The sequence below is a fragment of the Ruegeria sp. HKCCA5463 genome (assembly GCF_013034175.1).
Lineage (GTDB): Bacteria > Pseudomonadota > Alphaproteobacteria > Rhodobacterales > Rhodobacteraceae > Ruegeria.
In genome coordinates, this window is the sequence record NZ_WQFL01000007.1 from 256086 (window position 1) to 280910 (window position 24825).

The window sequence follows — 24825 nt, forward strand, 5'->3', positions numbered from 1 at the left end:
AGGGTTGGGCTTGAGTATTTGCGAAAAAGATGAAGAATAATTCGCGATAATCGGAGAATGTGGAAAAATCATGCTTGATGATATTGATCGGCGTATTCTGCGCCACTTTCAAGCAGACCCGAGCCTGACAACAGCGGAACTGGCCGATCTTTGCCGGATCAGTGCGGGCGTCTGCTGGCGGCGAATCGAAAAGATGCAGGCCGCAGGGATCATCGAAGGGCAGGAGGCCGTGATAGACTGGGCCGCGATGGGATATGCCGTCGAGGTTTCGCTTCGCATCACGCTCGACAAGACGCAGGCCCGAGCTTTCGACGATTTCACGCAGGCGGCGCGTGACGTGGCAGAGGTGATCGAAATCCAGACCTTTCTGGGTCGTGTCGATGTTCGTCTTTCCGTCATTGCAAGAGATATGAAGCACTATCAGCAGCTTTATCGCGACCGGATTCTGACCCTGCCGCATATTGCTGATATCGAAGCCCTTATGCACATCGCGCGGGTCAAGCGGGACGAGGTGCTGCCGGTATGATCGAGCTGGATGAGATTGATCGCCGTCTTCTTCGCGCGCTGCAACAGGATGCCACGCAAAGTGCCGGAGCATTGGGGCGCCGGTTCGGATTATCCCAACCCGCCACCTGGCGTCGCATTCGCCGGCTGGAGGACGCAGGAATAATCAAGGGCCGTCGGCTGCGTCTGAATGCCGAAGCGCTGGGGTTCGGTGTGACAGTCTTTCTGGGCATCAAGCTGGGGCGCAAGGGCCAAGTCAGTCTTGAAGATTTTGAGCGCGCTGTCAGTGCCGTTCCCGAGGTGCAGACCGTCGAGCACGTGCTGGGGCTGTATGATTATCGACTGCGTGTCGCGGCCCGGGACCTGGCCGATTTCGAACGTGTTTTGCGGCGCCGGATCATGACTCTGCCGGGTGCAGGCGACGTCGAGGCCAACGTTCTGCTGAGCGAAGAACGTCTGCCCGGTCCCATTGGCTGAACAGTGTCAGTACTTGGTGCGGATGCAATAGCCCGGATGATGCGTCATACGCGCAAAGGTAAGCGGCCTGTCTTCTTTCCAGGTGGTGCGCTCCATTTGAATCATGGATGTTCCCGCCGTGGTGCCCATGAATTCTGCCAGTCGCGCATCTGCGGAAATGGCACAGAAAGCGACCTCGGCATCGGTGAAAGGTGCGGCCGTCAACAGCCATTCATGTGGCCCCTGTTCGAACAGGTCCGCGTCCTCCACATCAGGTACGGCCTCGATGTTGATCCATCGTTCTTCCATCTGAAAGGGCCGATTGTCCGCATAGTGCATACAGATTACATGTAGAACACGCGCATCCGGTGCCACGTTGATCTGCGAGGAAAGCCATCCTGGGCTGGTGACGACATTCCTTTCAACAAGCGCATAACGATAGTTTGCATTCTGGCTTTCGACCACTTGCCGCGCCAGTGACAATTCGAGTTTGGCGTGTTTGCTGGGCTCTTTCTTGACACGTGTGCCGCTCTTGCGTTTGCGCTCGACAAAGCCCTGGTCGGCCAGTTCTCTCAAGGCTCTGTTCACAGTGGCCCGGGCGCAATTGAACTCCTCTGCCAGCTGGGTCTCTGTCGGCAAAAGCGATCCTTGTGGCCAGACACGGCTTTCAATGCGTCGTTTTACTTCGTCTCGAACGAACTGGAAGCTAATCCGCTTTTGTATCGTCACGGGTGAATCTATCCCTTCAAGTATAAAGTGTGCGCATCTGTTCAGAAGCAAGTAGAAGTGTAAAGGGGAAGTGACACTGGTTGGCGTCATTTTCGTGCTTTCACGAATTTAGCGAAAAAAATTAAGTGTTTGTTAAGCTTTACGTTGGGTCAAATTTTTGCCGCGAAGGGGCTTTACCCGAACTGACAAAGCGGACAAGACTTCGAAAACGCTTTGGAGAGGATGCGCCATGCCAGGCTTGCTGGAAACCGTTGACCCGAACGGGCTCGAAGAATTCTCGGTCGTATTTACCGACCGCTCGCTGAACCATATGTCGCAGAAGTTTCAGCAGGTGATGCGCGACATTTCGGATATGTTGAAGGGCGTGTACAACGCGGATGGCGTCGCCGTTGTTCCCGGCGGTGGAACCTATGCCATGGAAGCGGTCGCCCGACAGTTCGCGCGCGGCGCAGATGTGCTGGTGGTTCGCAATGGATGGTTCTCGTACCGGTGGAGCCAGATCATTGAAAGCGGGTCTCTGAACAACTCGACCACGGTCATGAAGGCGCGCGAGACTGGCAATTCCAGCCCATCGCCTTTTGCGCCTGCTCCGATCGAAGAGGTCGTCGCCGCGATTCGCGAACAAAAGCCCGGTGTTGTTTTTGCTCCGCATGTTGAAACGTCGGCGGGGGTTATTCTGCCGGATGACTATGTGACCGCGCTGGCAAGCGCGGCGCATGAGGCGGGTGCGTTGATGGTGTTGGATTGCATTGCGTCGGGTTGCGCCTGGGTGGACATGAAAGCCACCGGTGTCGATGTTCTGATCTCGGCGCCGCAGAAAGGGTGGAGCGCCTCGCCATGTGCCGGTCTGGTCATGTTGTCTGAACGCGGAGAGGCACGTCTGGAGCAGACCAGTTCCGACAGTTTCGCCCTTGATCTGGAGAAATGGCGGCAGATCATGCAAGCCTATGAAAACGGCGGCCACGCCTACCACGCCACGATGCCTACCGATGCGTTGCTGGCCTTCCGCGACACCATGGCAGAGACTCGTGAATACGGGTTCGAAAAGTTGCGTGCGGCGCAGTGGGCGCTGGGTGACGGTGTGCGATCGATGCTCAAGGACAAGGGTGTCGTTTCGGTTGCGGCCGACGGTTTCGGCGCGCCCGGAGTTGTGGTCAGCTACACCTCGGATCCCGAAATCCAGAACGGCAAGAAATTTGCGGCACTTGGCATGCAGATTGCCGCGGGTGTTCCGTTGCAATGTGATGAGCCCGAAGGGTTCAGCACGTTCCGGTTGGGTCTGTTCGGGCTTGACAAGCTGTACGACGTGGACGGCACCATCGCGCGTTTGAAACGGGTGCTGGATCAGGTTCTGTAAGCGGACCGGGCCTTAGCGAACGCCGAGGCCCATCTGCATCAAAGTCTTGCGCACTGGTGGCAGGGAATAGAGCGCGCTCAGCCCCATCGCCCGTGCATCCCGCAGCGGCCGCGTCTCGATCATCGAGGCGCGGTTCAGCAGATCAATGCCTTTGACGCGCATCTCGATCTCGGTGTGACGGGCCTTGTGATAGGCACCCAGCATCTGCTCGTCTCCCAGACCTTCGGGCCGGGCCTGTGCCAAATCCAGCAGGCAACGCAGGTCACCCAGAGACATGTTCAATCCTTGTGCCCCGATGGGAGGCACCACATGCGCCGCCTCGGCCATCAGCGCGATGCGTTCACCCGCCAGCCGTTCAGCCGATTGGCTGATGATGGGCCAGATCGTTCTGCGGGATGCCAATTTCAGCGGGCCGAACAACCCGCAGGACCGAGAGGTCATGGCGGCCTCGAAAGCCTCGGGTTCCAGGTTAAGGAGTTCAACGGCCTTCGGTCCGCGTTCCATCCAGACGATGGCGGACGAGGGCTGCCCGTTCCAGTCCGGTAGAGGCACCAGCGTGAACGGCCCCCCGGATCTGTGAATTTCGGTCGAAACATTCTCGTGTGGAATTGGGTGCGTCACCGCAAATGCCAGCGCCTTTTGCCCATATCGTGTTGTGTGCACCTTGATGCCGGCTGCTTCGCGCATTGGCGAGTTGCGACCATCGGCAGCAAGCACAAGCTTGCACCGGACGCGGCTGCCATCACTCAGGCTCACGCGGGCCTCGGCGGTTCGGGTAAACAGGCTGGTGGTCGCGGTGCCGGGACGGAAATCGACATTTGGCAACTCGGCCAGTCGTGCCACCATTTCACGGCGCAACAGCCAGTTGGGCAGGTTCCAGCCGAAAGGTTGTTCGGAGATGTCGGCCGCGTTGAAGTCGCGGACGACGCGTGGCTCGGGCAAGTCGCCCCCGGCGTCAACGATCCGCATGACTTGCAACGGAGCCGCCTGTGCATCCAGTCTTGCCCACAGACCGCATTGTTCCAGCAGGCCGCGCGCAGGCTGCAAGAAAGCCGTCGTACGCAGGTCTGACCCGTCCACGTCCCGCTCGGTGATTGGAGGGCTCGGATCAACGCAGATCACTTCAAAACCTGCCGTTCCGAATACCGCCGCAGCGGTCATACCGGCGATCCCGCCACCGGAAATCAGGATGTCACAGCTGTCGGACATGGCGCCTCTCATCATTCTGGGCAGAACCTAGTTCGGATCTGCCCCGAGTGCCAAGTGACATCCTGTCCCGTATTTCAGCCCCGTGAAATCAGGATGAGGATAAGAAACATCAGCGGCACCATCATAAGGGCAGGGATGTAGAGGCCGGGAAGGCCGAACAACATTATGGAACAGCCCCACATGCTGAAAATCGCAGCGGCGGTGTAATACAAGTCTTCTGCCTTGGCGTTGACAGCGTCGCGCGCCAGCCATCCAAAGACGGGAATTGCGAAGAAAAGGCGCTGCCAGATCGGCAGGCGCAGCGGCATCTCAATCACGCTCATCGGGGTCTCCATCTGTTCGTCGCTGCAGCGCATATAAGGACGCAGATGGGTGTGCAGAACGTGCAGATCGTCGCACTGTGACAGCCTATCGCAGGCGCGCCAGAAACGCGGTCAGATCGTCCGTGTGATGGTGGATGTGATCGGCTTCATGCGGGTCGGGAGAAACATGAACCGTGCGCATTCCCATCTCGTGTGGGGCCGCGAGATTGCGTGGTTCATCTTCGAATATGGCCGCTATTTCGGTCTGAAGGCCGTCCTTTTCAAAAACCGCTTCGAACGCGGCTTTTTCGGGTTTTGGTCGGTACCCTGCATGTTCAACACCGTATATCGCGTCGAACAGGCCTGTCAGGCCGCGTGCCTCAAGGACCCGTTCCGCATAGGGCGCGCTGCCGTTGGTGTAGACGATCCGCCGGCCGGGAAGGGCGCGGATATGATCGGCCAGTTCCGCATCCGGGTCCATGTGGCTCATGTCAACCTGATGTACCGCGTGCAGGTAGGGGTCGGGGTCCAGATCATGTTCGGCCATCAACCCGGCCAGCGTGGTCCCGTATTCCCGCCAGTAATGCGCGCGCAGCCGGTCGGCCTCGGCCCGGTCAACACCGATGGCTTGCACCACATAATCCGTCATCAGAACTTCTATCTGATCGAACAGCCGCATATGCGGTGGGTACAGGGTGTTGTCCAGATCGAACACCCATTGTGTGACATGACTAAACGAAGGTTTGACCATGGCTTGGGTTTAGGGCGCAGTCGGTCGGTTTTCAATGCTGTACTTGATCGCCGCCCCCTGTCACGGCTAGACATGTCCGAACGAGGAGACAAACGATCCCATGAGCCAGACCCGATCCCCGACCAAGGACGCCTACAGCCTTATCCTGGAAGCCATCGATGTGGGCGTCTACAAGCCCGGTGATCGGTTGGTCGAAAGCGAACTGGCAGACCGTTTCGGAGTGTCACGCACCCCGATCCGCGAAGCGTTGCAACGTTTGGAAACCCAGTCTCTGCTGGAACGGGACGGGCGGTCGTTGATCGTCGCATCCCTGGATCACAACCAGATGGCCGAGCTTTACATCGTGCGCCGGGAACTTGAGGGGCTGGCTGCGCGCCTTGCCGCAAAACACGCCACCGAAGAAGAAATCAAGGTTCTTCAGGACATGGTCGTCGAAGATGACAAGCTGATCGATGACCCAACGGCCTTGTCGCGCGCCAACCGACGGTTTCACGAACAGATTCATCTGGCGTCACACAACCGCTATCTGGTTCAGCAGCTTGATCTGGTTCACCGGACGATGGCCCTGATGGCGACCACTTCGCTGGCAGTTCAGGGGCGTGGTGAGATTGCGCAAAGTGAGCATAAGGGAATCGTCGATGCCATCGCAGCCCGAGACGAGGAGGCTGCAGGGCAGGCGTTGAAGGAACATATTTCGGTCGCCTTCATGACGCGTCTGAAACAGGATGCCAGTCGTCGCGACAAATGAACGTCAGGTCAGCGGAACGTCTTCGCTGGCCTGCCCGTGTTGGGTTTTGTCCCAAAAAAACGGATTTGTCGCCAGTTCCCACAGGGCTTTGTAGCCGGCAACCACCCCCAGAGGGAAATACAAACACATCGTCGGGACCCACGGCAGCAAAAACCGCCGTTCACGCGCGGATACAGCGATGATCCCGACGCATATGTTCAGAGCCTCGGTCGCCAGAAACAGCCAGATCAGCGCCGTCGTGATCTGCTGCGGCAGGATCTGCTCCATCGGATTGGGCATGCCCAGGGCGTACAACCAGAAAATCCATAGAACAGGGGCCAGCAGGAACTGACCCAGAGTGCCCAGAAAGAACGCCTGTAGGCCGATAAACTTGGCCGCACCCAAATCAGCATACAGTTTCCGCGGGTCCCGCATGTGCACAAGATAGGTGACCATGAACCCCTTGAGCCAGCGTGAGCGTTGCTTCACCCACGGCCAGGCACGGAAATTCGCCTCTTCGAAGGTGGCGGTGTCCACCATCTCGGTCCGGTAACCCGCCCGGCAAAGCCGCACGCCCAAATCGGCATCTTCGGTGACATTGTGGGCGTCCCAGCCGCCCAGTTCCAAGAGCTTTTCGCGGCGGAAAAAGAACGTCGTTCCCCCAAGCGGTACGACCAGCCCCATCCGCGCGATGCCCGGCAGGATCACGCGAAACCAGCTGTTGTATTCGATGGTAAAACAGCGTGACCGCCAGTTCGTGCGAGGGTTGTAGTAATCCAAAACACCTTGCAGGCAAACCACCTCGGGCGAAGCTTGGGTGAAATGCGCAACCACACGTTCGATCTGATCCGGCTGTGGTGCGTCTTCGGCATCCCAAACGCCAACGATGTCACCGCGGCAAAAGTCCAGCGCGTAATTCATGGCGCGCGGTTTGGTGGTCAACCCGTTCAGTTCGGGGACTTCAACAACACGCATCCAACTGGGCAGAGCCACTCGCGCAAGGGCGTCGCGCGTCACGTCATCCGTCGCCTCAAGCACGAGAATGACGTCCAGCAGCGCTTTGGGATAGGTCAGCCTTTGAAGCCGTTGCACCAGAGCACTCGCGATTTCTCGCTCCTTGTACAACGGCACCATGATGGACACGCAGGGGTGACGCAGCGCGATCGCCGCCTCTGTTGGCTCGGTCGGCTTTTTCATGCGGTCGCTGAGGCAGGCCAGGGCGCCCATTATCCGAAAGGCTGCAAAAAGAACCAAACTGCCTACGGCCGCGCCCAACAAAACCATCAATCCAATCGAGGGGAACAGGGCAGAAAGACACAGCACACCCAGCGTTGCCGCAGATGATACGAGCCGGGACCCGGCGGTCCAGTTGCGACAGCTTTGTTCCGCGTTCACACGGGTTTCGGCCGCTTTTGCGAGTGTCCGCGAGAAGTGCTGTGCAATTACCTGGTCGATCTGATGAGAATCCGCAAGAACCGGCAGGATGGAATAGTCGCAATCCTGCATCTCGGCTGCCACGGTTGCAAAACGGTCGGGCCGGGCAGTGGCGACCAAAAGCAACGGGCCGATGCGCATCCAGGGAATGACATTGTGCTCAAGCCAGAAATCTACCGGCTTCAGGTCACACAATCCGGGCATCGTTGGAATTTGTTCGAGGTCCGCGATCTGCCACCCGAACTGCGTGGACAGAGCTTTCAGAACGTCCTGCCTGGTGGCATACCCCTCGCCAACCAGAATCTCGCCAAGCGGCGCTTTCTGCCTGGTCTGCAAGCTCAACGCATGGTCCAGTTGCGAGCACGTGATGACATTGGCTTCCAGCAGGCAAGTGCCCAGCGGTTTGCGAAATCCGGGCGCCGGGATCGGGGACGCGTTTGTAAAATCCTGAAGGTTAAGTTCAACCATTAAAAAACCCTGGCACAGTTACCTGCGCTCAGGGTTGATCAAACAAGGTTAATGTGCCGTTAACTCTGGTAACTTAAGGGTTTATGCCTGCCCTTTTTTCTTTTCCATCGCTTCGGCGAAACGTTCGAACAGGTAAAAACTGTCCTGGGGTCCGGGCGACGCTTCGGGGTGGTATTGTACCGAGTATACAGGTCTGTCAGTCATGCGAATCCCGCAGTTCGAGCCGTCAAACAGCGATCTGTGGGTCTCGACCACGCCTTCCGGCAAAGATTGTGCGTCCACGGCAAAACCGTGATTCATCGAAGTGATTTCGACCTTGCCGGTTTCCAGATCCTTGACCGGATGGTTCGCGCCGTGGTGGCCGTGGTTCATCTTGACTGTCTGACCGCCCAACGCCAGCGCAAGCATCTGGTGGCCAAGGCAGATACCAAAGACGGGCAGATCGGTTGTGTCCAGAATTTCCTTGATCATCGGCACAGCATAGGCACCCGTTGCGGCCGGGTCGCCGGGACCGTTCGACAGGAAAACGCCATCCGGCTGATGGGCCAGCACTTCGGCAGCGGTTGCCGTTGCTGGCAGCACGGTTACATCACATCCAGCCGAGGCGAGACAGCGCAGAATATTGCGCTTTGCTCCATAGTCGACAGCCACGACTTTGTGGGCGGGGGCCTCTTGCCGCTTGTATCCTTCCGGCCACGCCCAGCGCATTTCATCCCAGCGGTAGCTTTGGGCACAGGTGACATCCTTGGCCAAGTCCATCCCCTCCAGCCCGGCAAAGCCGCGGGCCGCAGCTACCAGTTCTTCGATGTCGAAATTACCCTCGGGATCATGAGCCAGCGCCACATGCGGCGCGCCTTGCTGGCGAATGGCGCGGGTCAGACGGCGGGTATCGACGCCGCCGATGGCGATGCGTCCACGGCGGGCAAGCCAGCCCTTGAGTTCTTCGGCCGAGCGCCAGTTGGACGGCTGGGTCGGACCCCATTTGACGACCATGCCAGCGGCAACCGGATCAGCGGTTTCGTCATCTTCGGGGTTCACGCCGACATTGCCGATATGGGGGAAGGTAAAGGTGACGATCTGCCCGGCATAGGATGGATCGGTCATGATTTCCTGATATCCGGTCATCGCTGTGTTGAAGCAGAGTTCTGCCACGGTCTGTCCGGTTGCACCGAAACCGATGCCGTAAAACAGCGTTCCGTCGGCCAATGCCAGACATGCGGTGGGCTTGGACGGGGCGTTCTGGGCCATGGCGCGACTCTCCTGCAAGGTAAACCGGCGCATACCTAAGGGGGTTAAGCGCTTGGGTCAAGTCTGTTCAATTTTTGGGCTATCGTTATTTTTCAATGGGTTAAGCTTGTTCGCCCCTGGTTGTAACGCGCTTTTTGTTTAGATATGTTCGGGGTTCCGTTGTCATGGGGATGGACAAGCCAAATGGACATGCGATCACGGGTGAATGCCGCCCTGAAGCAAGCAATGAAAGACAAAGCAGCCGAGCGTCTGTCGACACTGCGGTTGATCAACGCGGCCATCAAGGACCGCGACATCGCCGCGCGCGCCTCGGACAATGAAGAAGTCAAAGGCTGTGGTGATGCAGAGGTGCTTGAAATTCTTGGAAAAATGACCAAGCAACGCAAGGAAAGTGCGCGTGCCTATGAAGAGGGTGGTCGCCTGGACCTAGCCGAGCGCGAGATGCAGGAAGTCGCCGTCATCGAAGAGTTTCTGCCCAAACAGTTGGATGATGATGAGGTGTCAAAGGCGATTCAGGCTGCGATCACTTCGACCGGTGCCGGTTCCATTCGCGACATGGGCAAGGTCATGGGCGAGTTGAAAACCCGTTATACCGGACAGATGGATTTCGGCAAGGTCGGGCCTATGGTCAAGGACCACCTCTGCGCCGCGTCAAACGGCGACTGCTGAGACATCAGGCTGAAACACCTACTGCGCGACAGGGTCGCGCAGTTTCCTGGCCAAATCGTCATAGAGCGTGATGCGCTCATCTTCCGACAAAAACGCCCCGATTTCTACTTCACGCCCGTCTCCGACGAGCGTGACATAGTGTGGAACCGGGCCGCCTCTTTCGTACATTTCAGGTCGTGCCCAATAGCGATTGCACGACCATTCCTGTTGGTCTTTGCCCGGAGTGTGATGCACCAGGCGGGCTTGTGAACCGGACAAGGTGAAAACCTCAAACGCACTGCGCGCGCGATAGTTCGCCTGAATCGCCAGCCAAAGCCCAAGCACCGTCAACAGGAGAAACGGTAACAGGCCCCACAACACGACCGACCCAAGCACGGCCAACAATGGGATCAAACCGAACAGAAATACGGAAAGGATGGCAATCATCGCCCCACGTCGCGGCAGAGAGTTATGCGGCCAGAGGCGCAGTTCCTGTTCGGTTTCGGATGTCTGATTCCATTTGTACGGCATACCGGAAACATATCGCAGTGCCGCCTCATGTCGACGGATTTTGATCAGACCACGTGGCCCACACGCGCCCAGGACAAGGCGTCATCCAAACGGTCGTCGCCCCAGAACACCTCTTGCCTCACCACGAAGCTGGGGGCGCCGAAAACACCCAGTTTCACAGCGACGTCTGTTTCAGCTTCCAGCGCGGTGACGATATCCGGGCTGCGCGCGCGGGCCAGTGTCAGACGAGGGTCCTGCTGGCACCGTAGCAAAGCTTCGGACAGGGCGCTTTCGCTGCCCGCCTCGACGCCATCCTCGAACCAGATGCGGTATAGGTTCTGGGTAAATGACTTGCCCCATCCGTCCATCATACCAAGCAGAGCGACCTGATTGGCCAGGGCAAGATCGGAAATCGGATAGGGTGCGGGCAGGCTGGCGTGGATGTGATACTTGGCACAGCGACGTTCGATATCACGCCACATATATGCGGATTTTTCGGGTTTTCCGGCGAACGGGATATTCTGCTGGGCTGACATGACCGTGCGCACATTAAAGGGCCGCCAGTTAACGGTGGCGTCATGTTCTGCGCACCAGTCGTCCAGCCGCATCACGGTAAGGAAGCTGTAAGTGCTGCCGATTGAATACCAAAAGTCGATTTCCGGCATTGCCGATCCTCCGACTGTTCTGTGGGGGTATCATAGCGGATTTTGGTACACTTGGCGAACCGACAGAAGTGGAAAACGAAAACCCCGCCACTTGGGCGGGGTTTTTTTGGGATCAGATCGGGATCAGTGCGCGTGGCCTTTGTCCCAGTCTTCCTGCTTGGGCAGCTGCTCGAACGTGTGTTCGGGCGGCGGTGTCGGCAGGGTCCATTCCAGCGTATCCGCGTATTCATTCCACGGGTTCGGACGTGTCTCTTTCGCACCACGGAACAGGGCGTAGAACACGATCCCGAAGAAGAGCAGGAACGAGGCGAACGAGATAAACGCGCCGATCGACGAAACGAAGTTCCACTGGGCGAATGCCTCGGGGTAGTCGATGTAACGGCGCGGCATGCCCTGACGGCCCAGGAAGTGCTGCGGGAAGAAGGTCAGGTTGGCGCCGATGAAGAACAGCCAGAAATGAACCTTGCCCCAGAACTCGGAGTACTGACGACCCGTCATCTTGCTGAAGTAGAAGTACACCCCAGCAAAGATCGCGAAGACAGCACCCAGCGACATCACGTAGTGGAAATGTGCCACAACATAGTAGGTGTCATGATAGGCACGGTCGACACCGGCCTGCGACAGAACCACACCGGTCACACCGCCGACGGTGAACAGGAACAGGAAGCCGAAGGCGAACAGCATCGGTGTCTTGAACTCGATCGAGCCGCCCCACATGGTGGCGATCCACGAGAACACCTTGACCCCCGTCGGAACCGCGATGACCATCGTGGCCAGCATGAAATAGGCCTGCTGACGCAGCGACATGCCGACGGTGTACATGTGGTGCGCCCACACGACAAAGCCCAGCACGCCGATTGCGATAATCGCCCAGACCATCGGCAGATAGCCGAAGATCGGCTTGCGCGAGAAGGTGGCGATCACGTGGCTGATGATGCCGAAACCAGGCAGGATCACGATGTACACTTCCGGGTGGCCGAAGAACCACAGGATGTGCTGATACAGGATCGGGTCACCGCCACCGGCCGGATCAAAGAAGGTGAAGCCAAAGTTGCGGTCCATCAGCAGCATGGTGATCGCGCCTGCCAGAACCGGCAGCGACAGCAGAATCAGCCATGAGGTGACGAAGATCGACCAGCTGAACAGCGGTACCTTGAACAGGGTCATGCCAGGGGCACGCATGTTCAGGAAGGTGGTGATCATGTTGATCGCGCCGAGGATCGAGGAGGCGCCCGATACGTGCACAGCGAAAATCGCCAGGTCCATGGACATGCCGCCTTCGGTAGTCGACAGCGGCGGATACAGAACCCAGCCCACACCCGAGCCGAGCTGATCGTTACCACCCGGGCTGAGCAGCGAGGCAACACCCAGCGAGGTGCCGGCGACATAAAGCCAGAAGGACAGGTTGTTCATCCGCGGGAACGCCATGTCCGGCGCACCGATCTGCAACGGCATGAAATAGTTGCCAAATCCGCCGAACAGGGCAGGGATGACAACGAAGAACATCATCAGAACACCGTGATAGGTGATCATCACGTTCCACAAGTGTCCGTTGGGGGTGCACGGGTCGGCCATGAAGCCTTCCAGGCACATGTACTGAACGCCCGGGTGCATCAGCTCGAGCCGCATATAAACGGTCATCGCCACCGAGATCAGACCGGCAAGGGCCGAAACGACCAGGTACAGAATCCCGATGTCCTTGTGGTTGGTCGACATGAACCAGCGCTGGAAAAAGCTGCGCTGATCTTCATGGTCGTGACCGTGAATGGCTGCGTCTGCCATTATAGGTGCCTCCTGTTGCAACTGCACCGCGCAGTCGGACCTCTCCAACGCGCGGGATTCCTGCTGGTTTTAGAATGTGAAGAAGGCACCTTCAATGGCCGAGTTTGATCTGGATCAAGATTAATTGTCGCGGGCACGCGGGTGCCGCACGATTTTCCGGCTTTGAACGTGGGGTATCTGGGCATGGCGGATGAGAATTCAAGCCCGGACTGTCGATGCGGCATGGGCGTTGGCAGAGTTCCGCCTTGACCGTCGCCCGCGCGCGTCTCAGAACTGTGCCAACACCCGCAATCCAGAGGTTTGAGATGGCTGATTACGACCCCGACAATATCTTTGCCAAAATCCTGCGCGAAGAAATCCCGTGCATGCGCGTGTACGAGGATGATGAAACGCTGGCTTTCATGGATATCATGCCGCGCGCGGACGGGCATCTGTTGGTGATCCCCAAAACACCATGCCGCAACGTACTGGATGCCACGCCCGAGCAACTGACGGCGGTTACAAAAACGGTGCAGAAGATGGCTCGGGCGGTCAAGTCTGCATTCGACGCGGACGGGGTGACGATTCAGCAATTCAACGAGGCGGCAGGCGGGCAGGAAGTCTTCCACCTGCATTTCCACGTCCTGCCGCGCCACGAAGGGGTTTCCATGCGCCCGCCGGGCAAGATGGGGGATTTCGAGCTTATCGGTGAGCACGCGAAAAAGATCAGCGCCGCTCTCGCTTGATCATTTGGCGCCATGGGGCCCCATGCATGCGCCATGATCCTGAAACGCGTGCAGCACGGCACAGACATGATCGTGCTGCCCGTCGCAGGCCGCTGAAATTCGGGTCAGTTCCGCTTCGAGGTTTTGCAGTCGGGCAATTCGGTCCCGCAGATCGGCCAGTTGTTTTTGGGCAATTTCGTGCGCCCGGTTAAGGTCGCCGCCAGAGGTGCCCTCAAGAGACAGCAGGCCCACGACGTCGGCCAGTGGCAATCCCAGATCACGGCAATGGCGAATGAAGATCAGCCGTTTCAACGCGGCTGCGTCATACCGGCGTTGATTGCCCGCGGTTCGCTCTGGTTTGGGTAACAGGCCTTTGTCTTCATAGAACCGGATTGTCGGAATTTTCACTCCGGTTCGGCGCGATAAGTCCCCGATCGAATACATTTTTCCGGTTTTGACCTCTTGAACCTCTAGTGGCTAGAGGAATTACATGCTCTGGGAAGCCGTAACAAGGGACATGAAACGATATGGCACACCAGCATTCCCACACCGGGCATGGTCACCAACACAACCACATTGATCCAGACGCTGGCGATGCGCGCGTCGCCTGGGCGATTGCGGTGAACATGTTCCTGACATTGGCTCAGGTCATCGGGGGCATCATTTCGGGTTCTCTGGCGTTGATTGCCGATGCGCTGCACAATTTTTCGGATGCTGTTGCGCTGATCATCGCGTTTTTTGCCCGCAAGATTGCACGGCGTCCGGCCGATCCTCGGATGAGCTTTGGCTATGGCCGGGCCGAAGTCGTTGCGGCCTTGGTCAATTACACTACGTTGATCGTGTTGTCGGTCTATCTGTTCTACGAAGGCGTCATGCGGTTTTTTGAACCCGAGCCGATCAACGGATGGCTTGTGGTCTGGGTCGCCGCGCTGGCATTGGTGGTCGATCTCATAACCGCTGCGCTGACGTATACCATGGCCAAGGACAGCATGAATATCCGGGCCGCATTCATCCATAATGTTGCGGACGCCTTGGGATCAATCGCCGTGATCGTAGCGGGCACCGCAGTGATCCTGTTCGGCTGGACATGGGTGGACCCGGCGGTGACGATCCTGATCTCGGTCTACATCATGTGGCATGTCAAAGAAGAGATAGGCGAGACGGTCCGCGTTCTGATGCTGGGCGCTCCGCCCGATCTGGAGCCAGAGCAGGTTGCCGCGGCGATCGAAGAAACGGAAGGGGTGGCCGAAGTGCATCACGTGCATTTGTGGAGCATGCAGGAGCGGCAGCCCGCCCTGACGGCGCATTTGGTCATCGATGCGAACGCGTGGTCAGATGCCGAAATGGTACGGGACAGTGTCAGGCACACGCTGCAAGTTCGTTTCGGGGTGGGGCATGCGACGCTCGAACTGGAACAGGCTGGCCGCGCCTGCGTCGGTTCGTCCCGATTTGGCCACCAGGAAGAATAGCGGTGCCTGAAAGAGAATTGCCGTTCCGATTTGGGGTCGGAACGGCAGACTCGTAACCAAACACTTCTCGGATTTCGAGGGCGAGCCCTGGATCACCGGTTAACATACCACTCACTCTTGATTGGCAGTTCCATATTACTCGTTAACGGGGCCTTTGTATCTACCTGAGTTAAAAAATGCTTAAAGACTTCCATAAATCCACCGAATTCAGGGTTAATTGCCTTACGCCTGGGAAACAGAGCCAGCCGGCCACAGGGATTGTTGTTTGCAACAGTGGCGCGCAGCGATTCGCTGCGCAGTGATCGACAGATGGATTCAGGGTGCCACTGGGCCAAAAACGTCTGCGAAAGTCTTTTTCAGTGCGGCATCAAGGTCTGCCATCGTTACCGGCAAGCCCAGGTCGACCAATGAGGTCACGCCGTATTCGCTTATCCCGCAAGGGACGATGCCGGAAAAATGCTCCAGATCCGGTTCGACATTCACTGAGATCCCGTGAAAACTGACCCATTTGCGCAGGCGCAAACCAATGGCGGCGATCTTGTCTTCCGCCGGTTTGCCAGTCGCTGTCAACGGCTTGTCATCACGCCGAACCCAAACCCCCACGCGCCCTTCACGGATCTCGCCTTGCACGTTGAATTCCGCCAGCGCCGAGATCACCCAGGTCTCCAGCTGTTTCACAAACTGACGCACGTCGCGACCACGTTTGTTCAAATCCAGCATGACATAGGCCACACGTTGACCGGGCCCGTGATAGGTGTATTCGCCGCCGCGTTTGCTTGCGTAAACCGGAAACCGATCGGGGTCGGTCAGATCCTCGATCCTGGCCGAAGTGCCGGCCGTATAAAGTGGCGGGTGTTCCAGCAGCCAGACACACTCTTGGGCTTCGCCATTTGCGATTGCGGCGACGCGCGCCTCCATAAAGGCAACGGCGTCGTCATAGCTGGTCAGACCATCGGTGATTTTCCATTCCATGCCGGTCTCATATCCGTCTGAATCGGTCAAGAAAAGGGGTCAGGCGGCCTCGGACAGGCAACGTTGCAGCACCTGGGCATAGGTTTCAGAACCCTGTGCGCCGGTCAGCAGGTATTTCCCGCCAAAAACCATGGATGGCACGCCTGAAATTCCCCGGCTGGTCCAGAACAGCTGCTTTTCACGCACCGGGGCTATGTGTTCTCCGCTTTCAAGTGCTTGTCGCGCCGTATCCGCGTCCAGCCCGATGGATCGAACAACTTCCAGCAGAACATCCATATCGGAAACATCCCGCTGCGCTGTGAAATACGCGTCGAACAGAGCCAGTTTCAAAGGATGCTGTCGGCCGAATGTTTCCGCCCAATCCAGCAGCTGATGCGCTGCGAATGTGTTCACCATTCTGCTGTCATCGTCGAAGTTGAAGGCAAAGCCGAGCTCGGCCCCGATCGAGGTAAGCTTGTCCCGTGCCTGCTGACTTTGCTCGGCGGTCGAGCCGTATTTCGCCATGATATGTTCACGCAGGTTCTGGCCTTCGGGTGGCATGTCCGGGTTCAACTCGAACGGATGCCAGCGAAGCCGGGCAAGGACACCCTGTTGCTGCAACGCCATGTCAAGCTGTCGAAACCCGACAATGCACCAGGGGCACACAACATCCGAGACGATATCGATCTGAACGATCGGGAGGTTTTCGGGCGGGGGCATCGGCGGCTCCTGTCAGGTCAATGGCGTGTTGTCCAGTGGCAGAGATAAGCCCGTGGTGAAGGAATTTAAACCACTGCGTTTTTGCCTCTTCACATCGAGCGCACCAACGTCTATACGCCGCTTTACCAAGTCATTGGCAGTGCGGTCGTGGCGGAATTGGTAGACGCGCAGCGTTGAGGTCGCTGTGGGGTAACTCCCGTGGAAGTTCGAGTCTTCTCGACCGCACCAAAAAATTGAAATAATTGTTTTATTACAATATTATAATTGAATCCGTTTAGAATTAGGCCACCTCTTGGACCACCTTCTTGTGCCCGCTAGAAGTGGACGGAAAAAATCGATAGCAGCTGCTTGCTGACATAGTGACTGAAATGCGCAGAAAGCTGACTTTGCAAAGTTTGAGTAATTTTCCTCTATTCGACGTTTAGAACCTAATGATTGGTCCGTATGTTATCGGCCTATTTGGCGTTGCCAATATTTCACTTCCGCACCTATGAAGCGATTTGCCTTCAATCTTTCATAATCCATAGTTGAAGGTGTTCTTTAAACTGATGTTTGAACTGGTGAAATCCGGAAGCAAAAAGCACTCAACCGAGTACGAGGATCCAGAACGGTCGCAAGAGGGAAGGCGACGTTGTCAGTACACGTCGCCTTTTTCGTTGTTTTGAAACTACTCCAAGATAGCGAGGATCTACTCGATTAGTGTGATCTCACCGGGCCGCCATGTTCCTTCAAACCAAGGCTCCAAAGGACCGTAGAGTCTTAGAACCGTGGACCAGGATTTTCCGGGCATTGTCTGTATCCAATTGCCCTCTTTGCCTTCTGGCGCTTCTGGCGCAAACCAAACCGTAAAACTGCCGTCCTCGTTTGCTTCCAAAGTGGGTTGGTTGCTATCGACCCCTGCAAGTTTCTGGTCCGTTTCGAGAAGTGAACGGGTTTGCGTGTCGTAGACAACGAATGACCAATAGTCTTTTGCTGGCGGGTTTGGGGGAATTGTCACCGAGTAAGTTTTACCGCCGTCGAAGTAGTTTCCATCGCTGTCGCGATTCGCGAGTGCGTATTGCGATCCGACCCCTACCTTTTGAGCGACCATCGCAGGCGTGATTCCGGTCGCGTAGTAGTGGAACAGAGTCCGCGCATCCAGAATTTTGACGTCACCGGCTTGGAACTCGTGATTGCCCCCGACAAACGCGGTCTTCCAATACCCGTCGTCATAGTAGAAAGGTGCGCGGGATCGTGGGGCAAAGTTAAGAGATTTCGCGGCAGCAGTGCCAAGTGCCACGGCTTCGCTCAGCAAGGACTTCAGTTCATCATCAGGTTCAAAAGGCTCTCCCTTGCGAATCCCTATCGAGAACATTGCGCCCATCAACTCTTCCGGCAGCGCACCTTCGGCTTCGCTATCGACGACGGCTTTCATTTCATCGAAAAAGCTGAAATCGTTTGCGTGGATTGTGTTGAACTGTTTGTCCGTTAGATTCACGAACTCTTGCTCTGGTGGGTTCTCTCTGTCTTCCCAGCGATAGACACGCAAAGTTTCTTTGACCCGTTTTACCGCCGCTTCAACACCGTCATCCCCGTAGAACGCACGAAGCAAAAACCAGTTACGATAGCTTGGTGGCTGAACGATAAAATAGCCCTCTTCCGGCAAATCCCCTTCGAATCCGGGAGGCACGATCAGAAATTTTCCGCCTTTGCCTTCGTCAGGGCCAGCATTACCGATATCGGTGACGTATCGCATGTATGCGTCGTTCACGAAACCCAGCATACCTTCGGGCACTTCATATACCACCGGACCTTCGGAGAGATCGGTACAGTTCAATATATAAATTGTTGTCGTGTTGGGTGTCAGCAGTAGCGAACGCGCGTTATACAAATCTTCAAAGATGCCGATTTTCATCGGATCAACCCCAGCGCCTTCTTCAAGACCATGACACATCGCATAGGTCGATGCGGCGGGCATACCATCCATGAAAATCTGCATACCCCGCACGAAGTTAAGCGCGTTGTACGACAACTTCGCGGTTTCTGGCGTTGGAAGTCCATCGAAATACTCCAACGCACCAAAACGTGTTTCCACTGTGTCCGGCACAATGATGCTGTCGGGGACGTTTGCACTGTATTCCTGTGCTAAGGCCGGGATCGCAAGAGACAATGCGGCTACACCTGCGAACATCAGTCTTTTCATACCGTTTTCTCCTAGTGGGATAAGTCTACTATTCAATTCACTTTTTCCAGATCGGGTAGTTTCCAACCGCTTTCTATCCAGCCTTCAGCTGGTCCATAGAGACGAAAAAGCAAGAAAAAGTCCTCGCCGGTCGGAATCCAATTGCTTTCCAGCCCATCCGGAGCAATTGGGCCGAAATAAACGTCAGCCGAGCCATCTTCGTTAACCTGTATGTCAGGGAGGTCAGGCGTCGCCAATCCCACCCGCTCGTTGCCTTTTACAAAGCCCTTAGTTTTCATGCTGTATACAATGACGGACCAAAAATCCTCGGCGGGCGTGTCTGATGGAACTGTCAGTTTGTAGGTATCTTCACCGTTGAGCATGGCGCCATCACTGTCGGTTAAACCTGTCAGGTAGAACGTGCCTCCACCGAGCTTTTTGGGCAGGTAAGTGATCCAAGAATATGACCCGCCCGCGCGGTCGTCGATCAAAACCATATCTGTCGTAACATAGGGAAATCCGGCTTCCGGTTGGCCTTCGGCGAATGCCCAGACACCCCATTGGCGATCTTCCCACAAAGGCACGACAGAGCGCGTTATGAAGTGTTCTTGCATCGTATCGTAGGCACATTGGAGACCATCCAGCATGGCCGCTTGTGTCTCCTCGTCAGGTTCAAAAGGATGGCCTCGCACAATGCCCAGAGACGCCAGCATCGCCATCATTACCTTGTCTTGCTCCAAAACAGGCTCGCGCTGAATGACCGCATTCAGATCAGTGAAGAAAGTCATGTCGTATACAGGCAGCGTGTTGATGGGGTTCTCTTTTACGTCGATGAACCGTGTTGCCGGAGGATTGTCCGCATCCGACAAGGCATAGACTCGGAGCGTTTGGGCATATGCGGCCTGGTCTGCGCTTGTGCCGCCATCTTTTGCAACTGGACGGAAAGCAAAATGAACGCCATAGGTGTTGGACTGGTGAACGTAGTACCCGTCTGACGGTACGTCTCCGTCGTAACCAGGCGGAAGGATGAGGTATTTGCCACCTTCCCCCGCATCTTCGCCTGTCGTTCCGACGTCTGCCAGCGGGACTTGCCAGGCATTCACGATGGTTCCAAAGAAGGCCGCCTTATCACCGGCAGGGGGCACATCAATGACTACAGGCTCGTCAACAGTGATTCCGCCGCCGAATACATAGGGCGTGACATCGTTGGCCGTTAGAAAGCCGTGGCGACTGTCCATTGGCTCGCTCATATAGGCGATAACGCCCCGATCAGCGCCGGCATCGCGCTGGATTGCAAGTTCGATGTCATAAACGCCGACCGCCGGCATGCCCCAAATTGCAGCTTCACACGCGCGACGTTCGATCAGGTTCCGTTGTGCGTCTGACATCTCGGCGCTTGCGCTAATGGGTAAAAACAGGATCGCAGCGGTGGCCCAAGTTGAAAGGCATCCAATTCTGGGAACGTTATTCGACATTGCTTTCTCCACGTATGCTTGGATGTGAATTTATTGCACAAAGCCAAATGGGATGCGTATCATTTCACGACAGCGGACTTGTAGAAGCGAGACAATCTGGCATGAGCTTACCCCCAATGATTTCGGCGAAAGCACTTGGAGCAATGCCGCAGTTTGTCTTGGATGTGGCAGGGGAGAGAAGGCTTATCGCCGCGATGAGGGCAGCCGAACTGTCGTATAAATTCGTGGATGAACGTTCCGGCTATATTTCGGCTCATTCGCTGGCGACGTTCATACACGAAGCGGCTTGGTCAACCGGGCTAAAGAACATCGGTCTTTTTTGGTCTCCTCACCTGACTGTCGCAGAGTACGGCGCATGGGGGCGCTATGTTCTTTCGGCCCCGAACTTGGGTACGGCCCTCAATCGTGCTTCTTTTGTGATGCCGCTTCACTCGTCCACAGATAGGGCATGGTTGGAAAGCCCTGGATCACCCGCCAGGTTTTGCTACGATTTTGGTATTAAATCTCACCGCGCCTATCCCGATGTCGGCTTCTCCGCGATAGGAGTCATTCTTAGTATTTTTAAAGCTTATCTCGGAGCGAATTGGACGCCGCGTGCCGTTCTGTTGAATTTCCACAAAGTGACGAACGCGAACGAAGCTGAAGATGTGTTTAGGTGCCCGGTTATTTGGGACGCGCCGCGGTTGGGGATCGAGTTTGATAGATGTTGTTTGCAAGCCAGCCGCTCAAGTCGACCCAACGCCGAAAATCCAACCACAGTCGACGACATAGCTAGGGAGCGTCTGGGAGGACCTCCTGAGACGCTTTCTGAACGAGTTGCAGAACTCGCGCGCCAGCAACTTCATGATGATGCGGTTTCGATTGATTCAATTGCGCGTTCTCTAGATGTAGGAGTGCGAACCCTTCAGCGTAGGCTTGAAGCGGAGGGCGGACGTTATCGTAATATTATCAATAGAGTCCGCATAGAACGCGCGACTGAACTTTTGGCTTTACCAACGGAAGCGGTATCCGACATCGCTACCGCGCTGGGATATGAAACGTCCAATAATTTTAGCCGGTCATTTAAAAGGCAAATGGGCATTTCACCCACCGAATTCAGAAGCACTCTTTATCGCAAATAAAATAGGACACAGAGTTCTCGATTAGAAGGTCTTGTATGGGCTGCCACTCGTCACTGATGGAAGAAGAAGGAAACGGCAACTTCGAGCATCGTTGCCCGACGTCTTAAGCGGAGCGAGATAGCGGCATCACCGCCCCATTTTTCAACCTTCTAAGCAATCATCGCCGCCAGGTTATCAAGCGCCTTCTTGTAGTTTAATCCAAAAGCGCCTTTTAACCGCACGACCAAGTTTTTTTAGCGTCACTTTGTTCGCCTATCAAAAGTGGGTACTCGTGCAACAACTCTGAACGAAATCTTTGACGAACCTAAGCTCTGATTTCGGCCTTCATGAATTCAACAAAGGCTTTCACGCGCGGTTTGCGAAAAGCTGATGGCAAATGGACACCTTGGATCGGGAGCGTGCGGGAGTGGATTCCAGAGAACAGCTCGACCAACCGCCCTGTTTCCAGGTCATCCCCGAGGAATACATCGGGGCAGATAAAGATACCCCGCCCTGCGCGTGTTGGCACGAGACAGGCAGGAGGGCTATTGGCGAGAAACGGCCCGGATACGGGCACTTGTATGGTTTGGCCTTCGACCTGAAACGGCCAGCGGTTCGGTTCGGGGTTGTTCGCATCCCTGATACAGATGTGTTCGGAAAGCTCAGCGGGATGTGAAGGCGTGCCATGCTCTGCAAGATAGGCCGGTGCAGCCACGACCTTCATGTGCGTCTCGCCCAGCTTGCGGACAATCAGGCTTGAGTCATCAAGGTTCCCAATCCTGATTGCAATGTCAAAGCCACCCTTGGCCAGATCAGCATAGTGATCTGACAGGTCCAGCTCGACCGTGACACTCGGGTGTTTTTCAACAAAACGAGTTGCGGCTACCGCCACCGCGGTGTCGCCATAGGTGAGGGGTGCCGCAACGCGAATAACACCTTTCAAACCACCTGAAGTATCGAATTCGGCTTCCAGCTGCTCAAGCTCGGCAAGCACACGTCGCGCCCCTTCCAGGTATTTTTCTCCTTCGTGAGACAGAGACATTGAGCGCGTGGTCCGGTGAAGGAGCGTCATGCCAAGCAGGTTTTCGAGCCCGGCGACACGCTTGCTCACCAATTTGTTCGAAATCCCCAAGCGTTGCCCAGCAGCAGCGAAGGAACCGGTTTCCACGACAGCCACGAAGCTTCGCATTCCATCAATCCGGTCCAATCATTTATCTCCAGAATGACGATACATACTCTCAATTATCGCCATTTCAGCGAGCAAAAGCCACATCTAAGTTCTTCTCAAGCTCAAACGCAGGAGACAAGAACATGGCAAGTTCACATGCCCCGATCTCGATTGGTCAGGTTGCCCTGACAGTGCGCGACCTTGATGGCATGGCCGCGTTTTATGAAGACGTGATTGGCCTTGGCCTGATCGAACGCAACGGCGAAACCGCCTGTCTGGGGACCGGCAACGGGACACTGATCGAGCTCCGCCAGGACCGCAAAGCCAGGCCTTTCCCGCGCGAAGCCGGGCTGTTTCACACTGCCTTCTTGCTGCCAACCCAGCAGGACCTCGCCGCTTGGTTGATCCATGTAGAGGAACGCGGACTCCAACTTGATGGCGCATCACATCACGGCGTTAGCGAAGCTCTCTATTTGAGTGATCCGGAGGGGAATGGCATCGAAATCTACCGGGACCTGCCGCGCGAGACCTGGAAGCGCAGCGGCGAGCAAGTGCAAATGACAACGCAACCGCTTGAACTGAATTCGCTGAAGCAAAATGCCACGCCGTGGCACGGCGCGCCTAGCGGCACTGTCATCGGACATGTCCATCTGCGTGTTGGAGACGTGGATGAGGCCGCGCGATTTGTTACTCAGGCCATTGGAATGGTGCAGACGTTCCAACTGCCCTCGGCGCGTTGGTTCGGTTCAGGCGGTTACCACCATCACCTTGCTGTCAACGAATGGCAATCCAAAGGGGCAAAGAAGCGCACAGAATGGAGCACAGGCCTCGCGAGTGTCGAACTTCTGGCGGGACCTGAAAGCCTAAACCCTGGTCGCCTGATCGACCCGTGGGGAACTGAATTCAAAATCACCGCGACGCAAGCCCGCGCCGCGTGAATTCCTATCACCACCGCTTCAAAACAAGGAGAAAATCAATGACCCCCAAAGAACTCGTACTGGAGGCTGTTGAAGCCATTTTTATCAATTTCGACCCATCCGCAGCGCAGCAACTGCTGGCGCCGGACTACATCCAGCACAACCCCGCCGTGCCGACAGGTGCAGCCCCCATACTTGGCTTCATTCCAGGCTTGAAGGACAGTGGGGTCGAAGTGAACATTCACCGCGTGATCGCCGAAGGGGACATGGTTGTTTTGCACACGACCTACAACAATGCGCAGGCTTTTGGCGCAGATACGTTGGTTGGCTTCGACGTCTTCCGCGTGGAAGATGGAAAGGTTGCAGAGCATTGGGACAATCTGACTCCGCTCGCCCCGCCAAACCCTTCCGGTCACACGCAAACAGATGGCCCGACCGACATCACTGATCTGGACAGGACAGCAGAGAACAAAGCGCTGGTCGCGGATTTCGTTGAAACCATCCTGAAAGGTGGTGAAACTGATCGGATCACCGACTTCCTGTCCGCCGAAACCTACATTCAGCACAACAGCCAGATCGCTGATGGTCTGGACGGTCTGGGCGCCGCTTTGATGGCGATGGCGGATCAGGGCATCCAGATGATCTATTCCGATGTGCACATGGTTGTGGCCGAGGGTAATTTTGTCTTCACCGCATCCGAGGGCACATTGGGCGGCGTACCGACCGCGTTCTATGACCTGTTCCGCGTTGAGGACGGCAAGATCGTCGAGCACTGGGATGTGATCGCAGACATCCCATCCGAGATGGCCCATGACAACGGCAAGTTCTGATCGGACGGCAACATGAAAACGTTCTTGATCACTCTAACGATGATGCTGGGAAGTATAGCCATGGCCCAAGATGCTGGTGTAATTGAGATCGTGACTATGAACCTCGCAGAAGATGTCACGGCACAAGAATTCGAACCGATCGATAAGGCCATCGAAGAAGAGCATGTCAGCCAGCAGCCCGGCTTCATCTCACGCCAAGCGGCCTTCGCGGACGGCAAATGGGCTGTCGTGGTGAACTGGGAAAGCGCGGAGGCCGCGCAAGCGTCGATGGACAGTTTTGCTTTCGCCCAAGCAGCCGAGAAGTTCATGAGTATGATCGACGCAACCTCAATGTCGATGAAACGCTATGAATTGGCGCGATAGCGTATAAACCTCCACAGCATCCGTAGGAATTACGGGTGCTGTACACTGAGCCTCCCCAACTGAACGGGTCCACCGTTATGTTTAGGAAACGGAGGACTGAGAATGGCAAACAAGCGACCGAAGCCCGAAGAGATTGTCTCGAAGTTACGGCAGGTTGAAGTTCTGATGGGGCAAGGG

The 24825-nt window shown here is 56.3% G+C and carries 26 protein-coding genes and 1 tRNA gene; 12 read left to right on the forward strand and 15 right to left on the reverse strand.

The genetic code is table 11. The annotated features are described in order from the left end of the window. The first annotated feature begins 70 nt into the window (after positions 1-70). Positions 71-526: an Lrp/AsnC family transcriptional regulator gene (locus tag GOW09_RS16070; protein ID WP_171119589.1), complete on the forward strand. Its 456-nt coding sequence runs from the start codon at positions 71-73 to the stop codon at positions 524-526. Beyond that, a complete protein-coding gene (locus GOW09_RS16075) occupies positions 523-981 on the forward strand; it encodes an Lrp/AsnC family transcriptional regulator (protein ID WP_171119590.1) in 459 nt (152 codons plus the stop codon). The genes GOW09_RS16070 and GOW09_RS16075 overlap by 4 nt, the downstream gene beginning before the upstream one ends. A gap of 6 nt (positions 982-987) precedes the next feature. Here the strand turns inward: GOW09_RS16075 and GOW09_RS16080 are convergent, their stop codons facing one another. Then, positions 988-1689 (reverse strand): GntR family transcriptional regulator, encoded by a 702-nt coding sequence (locus GOW09_RS16080; protein WP_254705361.1) that lies wholly within the window; start codon positions 1687-1689, stop codon positions 988-990. A 229-nt stretch (positions 1690-1918) separates the two neighbouring features. On the opposite strand from GOW09_RS16080, the gene GOW09_RS16085 reads away from it, so the two are divergent. Further along, entirely contained in the window at positions 1919-3046 is a 1128-nt protein-coding gene (locus tag GOW09_RS16085; RefSeq protein WP_171119592.1) for an aminotransferase class V-fold PLP-dependent enzyme, read from the forward strand. 12 nt (positions 3047-3058) lie between these two features. Here the strand turns inward: GOW09_RS16085 and GOW09_RS16090 are convergent, their stop codons facing one another. The 3 genes from GOW09_RS16090 to GOW09_RS16100 all read right to left on the reverse strand — a co-directional run bounded on the left by GOW09_RS16090 (position 3059) and on the right by GOW09_RS16100 (position 5308). Next, entirely contained in the window at positions 3059-4255 is a 1197-nt protein-coding gene (locus GOW09_RS16090) for a UbiH/UbiF family hydroxylase (RefSeq protein ID WP_171119593.1), read from the reverse strand. 74 nt (positions 4256-4329) lie between these two features. Continuing rightward, a complete protein-coding gene (locus tag GOW09_RS16095; RefSeq protein WP_254442750.1) occupies positions 4330-4611 on the reverse strand; it encodes a hypothetical protein in 282 nt (93 codons plus the stop codon). Positions 4612-4663: 52 nt separating this feature from the next. After that, positions 4664-5308 (reverse strand): pyrimidine 5'-nucleotidase, encoded by a 645-nt coding sequence (locus GOW09_RS16100; RefSeq protein WP_171119595.1) that lies wholly within the window; start codon positions 5306-5308, stop codon positions 4664-4666. A 100-nt stretch (positions 5309-5408) separates the two neighbouring features. Between GOW09_RS16100 and GOW09_RS16105 the strand changes: the two genes are divergently transcribed. Then, the gene (locus GOW09_RS16105; protein ID WP_171119596.1) at positions 5409-6056 is read left to right on the forward strand and encodes a GntR family transcriptional regulator; all 648 of its coding nucleotides are present in this window, start codon (positions 5409-5411) and stop codon (positions 6054-6056) included. A gap of 3 nt (positions 6057-6059) precedes the next feature. Here the strand turns inward: GOW09_RS16105 and GOW09_RS16110 are convergent, their stop codons facing one another. After that, positions 6060-7937: a glycosyltransferase gene (locus GOW09_RS16110; RefSeq protein ID WP_171119597.1), complete on the reverse strand. Its 1878-nt coding sequence runs from the start codon at positions 7935-7937 to the stop codon at positions 6060-6062. Positions 7938-8018: 81 nt separating this feature from the next. Continuing rightward, positions 8019-9185 carry a glutamine-hydrolyzing carbamoyl-phosphate synthase small subunit gene (gene carA / locus GOW09_RS16115; RefSeq protein WP_171119598.1) on the reverse strand — a complete coding sequence of 389 codons (1167 nt, stop codon included), beginning with the start codon at positions 9183-9185 and terminating at the stop codon, positions 8019-8021. Positions 9186-9368: 183 nt separating this feature from the next. Between carA and GOW09_RS16120 the strand changes: the two genes are divergently transcribed. Beyond that, positions 9369-9854 carry a GatB/YqeY domain-containing protein gene (locus GOW09_RS16120; RefSeq protein WP_152457635.1) on the forward strand — a complete coding sequence of 162 codons (486 nt, stop codon included), beginning with the start codon at positions 9369-9371 and terminating at the stop codon, positions 9852-9854. Positions 9855-9872: 18 nt separating this feature from the next. Here the strand turns inward: GOW09_RS16120 and GOW09_RS16125 are convergent, their stop codons facing one another. From GOW09_RS16125 to ctaD, 3 genes are all read right to left on the reverse strand, one after another. Further along, the gene (locus GOW09_RS16125) at positions 9873-10364 is read right to left on the reverse strand and encodes a DUF2244 domain-containing protein (RefSeq protein WP_171119599.1); all 492 of its coding nucleotides are present in this window, start codon (positions 10362-10364) and stop codon (positions 9873-9875) included. 44 nt (positions 10365-10408) lie between these two features. Continuing rightward, positions 10409-11008, reverse strand: coding sequence for a 2-hydroxychromene-2-carboxylate isomerase (locus GOW09_RS16130; protein WP_171119600.1), 600 nt, complete (start codon positions 11006-11008; stop codon positions 10409-10411). A gap of 123 nt (positions 11009-11131) precedes the next feature. Next, complete coding sequence (gene ctaD / locus GOW09_RS16135; protein WP_170346621.1) at positions 11132-12790, reverse strand: cytochrome c oxidase subunit I; 1659 nt, start codon at positions 12788-12790, stop codon at positions 11132-11134. A 305-nt stretch (positions 12791-13095) separates the two neighbouring features. Between ctaD and GOW09_RS16140 the strand changes: the two genes are divergently transcribed. After that, entirely contained in the window at positions 13096-13515 is a 420-nt protein-coding gene (locus GOW09_RS16140; RefSeq protein ID WP_171119601.1) for an HIT family protein, read from the forward strand. Here GOW09_RS16140 and GOW09_RS16145 read toward each other — a convergent pair whose 3' ends face one another. Continuing rightward, positions 13516-13938, reverse strand: coding sequence for a helix-turn-helix domain-containing protein (locus GOW09_RS16145; protein ID WP_171119602.1), 423 nt, complete (start codon positions 13936-13938; stop codon positions 13516-13518). An 83-nt stretch (positions 13939-14021) separates the two neighbouring features. On the opposite strand from GOW09_RS16145, the gene GOW09_RS16150 reads away from it, so the two are divergent. Further along, a complete protein-coding gene (locus GOW09_RS16150) occupies positions 14022-14963 on the forward strand; it encodes a cation diffusion facilitator family transporter (protein WP_171119603.1) in 942 nt (313 codons plus the stop codon). A gap of 315 nt (positions 14964-15278) precedes the next feature. On the opposite strand, the gene lipB is transcribed toward GOW09_RS16150, so the two are convergent. Together lipB and GOW09_RS16160 are read right to left on the reverse strand one after the other, a co-directional pair. Continuing rightward, positions 15279-15935, reverse strand: coding sequence for a lipoyl(octanoyl) transferase LipB (gene lipB, locus GOW09_RS16155; protein WP_171119604.1), 657 nt, complete (start codon positions 15933-15935; stop codon positions 15279-15281). Between the two features lie 39 nt (positions 15936-15974). Then, positions 15975-16634 (reverse strand): DsbA family oxidoreductase, encoded by a 660-nt coding sequence (locus tag GOW09_RS16160; protein WP_171119605.1) that lies wholly within the window; start codon positions 16632-16634, stop codon positions 15975-15977. Between the two features lie 141 nt (positions 16635-16775). Between GOW09_RS16160 and GOW09_RS16165 the strand changes: the two genes are divergently transcribed. Further along, positions 16776-16862, forward strand: a tRNA-Leu gene (locus tag GOW09_RS16165). A 460-nt stretch (positions 16863-17322) separates the two neighbouring features. On the opposite strand, the gene GOW09_RS16170 is transcribed toward GOW09_RS16165, so the two are convergent. After that, entirely contained in the window at positions 17323-18816 is a 1494-nt protein-coding gene (locus GOW09_RS16170; protein ID WP_174829437.1) for a DUF1254 domain-containing protein, read from the reverse strand. A 32-nt stretch (positions 18817-18848) separates the two neighbouring features. Beyond that, a complete protein-coding gene (locus GOW09_RS16175) occupies positions 18849-20270 on the reverse strand; it encodes a DUF1254 domain-containing protein (RefSeq protein WP_171119606.1) in 1422 nt (473 codons plus the stop codon). Between GOW09_RS16175 and GOW09_RS16180 the strand changes: the two genes are divergently transcribed. Further along, on the forward strand, positions 20234-21391 hold the full coding sequence (locus GOW09_RS16180) for an AraC family transcriptional regulator (protein WP_171119607.1): 1158 nt from the start codon (positions 20234-20236) through the stop codon (positions 21389-21391). The two genes, GOW09_RS16175 and GOW09_RS16180, sit on opposite strands and share 37 nt — an antisense overlap. A gap of 304 nt (positions 21392-21695) precedes the next feature. Here the strand turns inward: GOW09_RS16180 and GOW09_RS16185 are convergent, their stop codons facing one another. After that, the gene (locus GOW09_RS16185) at positions 21696-22577 is read right to left on the reverse strand and encodes a LysR family transcriptional regulator (protein WP_171119608.1); all 882 of its coding nucleotides are present in this window, start codon (positions 22575-22577) and stop codon (positions 21696-21698) included. Positions 22578-22681: 104 nt separating this feature from the next. Here GOW09_RS16185 and GOW09_RS16190 point away from each other — a divergent pair, with 104 nt between their 5' ends. From GOW09_RS16190 to GOW09_RS16200, 3 genes are read left to right on the forward strand one after another with little or no spacing between them, the layout of a single operon-like run. Continuing rightward, a complete protein-coding gene (locus GOW09_RS16190) occupies positions 22682-23476 on the forward strand; it encodes a VOC family protein (protein WP_171119609.1) in 795 nt (264 codons plus the stop codon). A 38-nt stretch (positions 23477-23514) separates the two neighbouring features. After that, positions 23515-24285, forward strand: a complete 771-nt coding sequence (locus GOW09_RS16195; RefSeq protein ID WP_171119610.1) for a nuclear transport factor 2 family protein — start codon at positions 23515-23517, stop codon at positions 24283-24285. Positions 24286-24297: 12 nt separating this feature from the next. Beyond that, positions 24298-24648 (forward strand): antibiotic biosynthesis monooxygenase, encoded by a 351-nt coding sequence (locus GOW09_RS16200; protein WP_171119611.1) that lies wholly within the window; start codon positions 24298-24300, stop codon positions 24646-24648. Positions 24649-24825 lie beyond the last annotated feature (177 nt).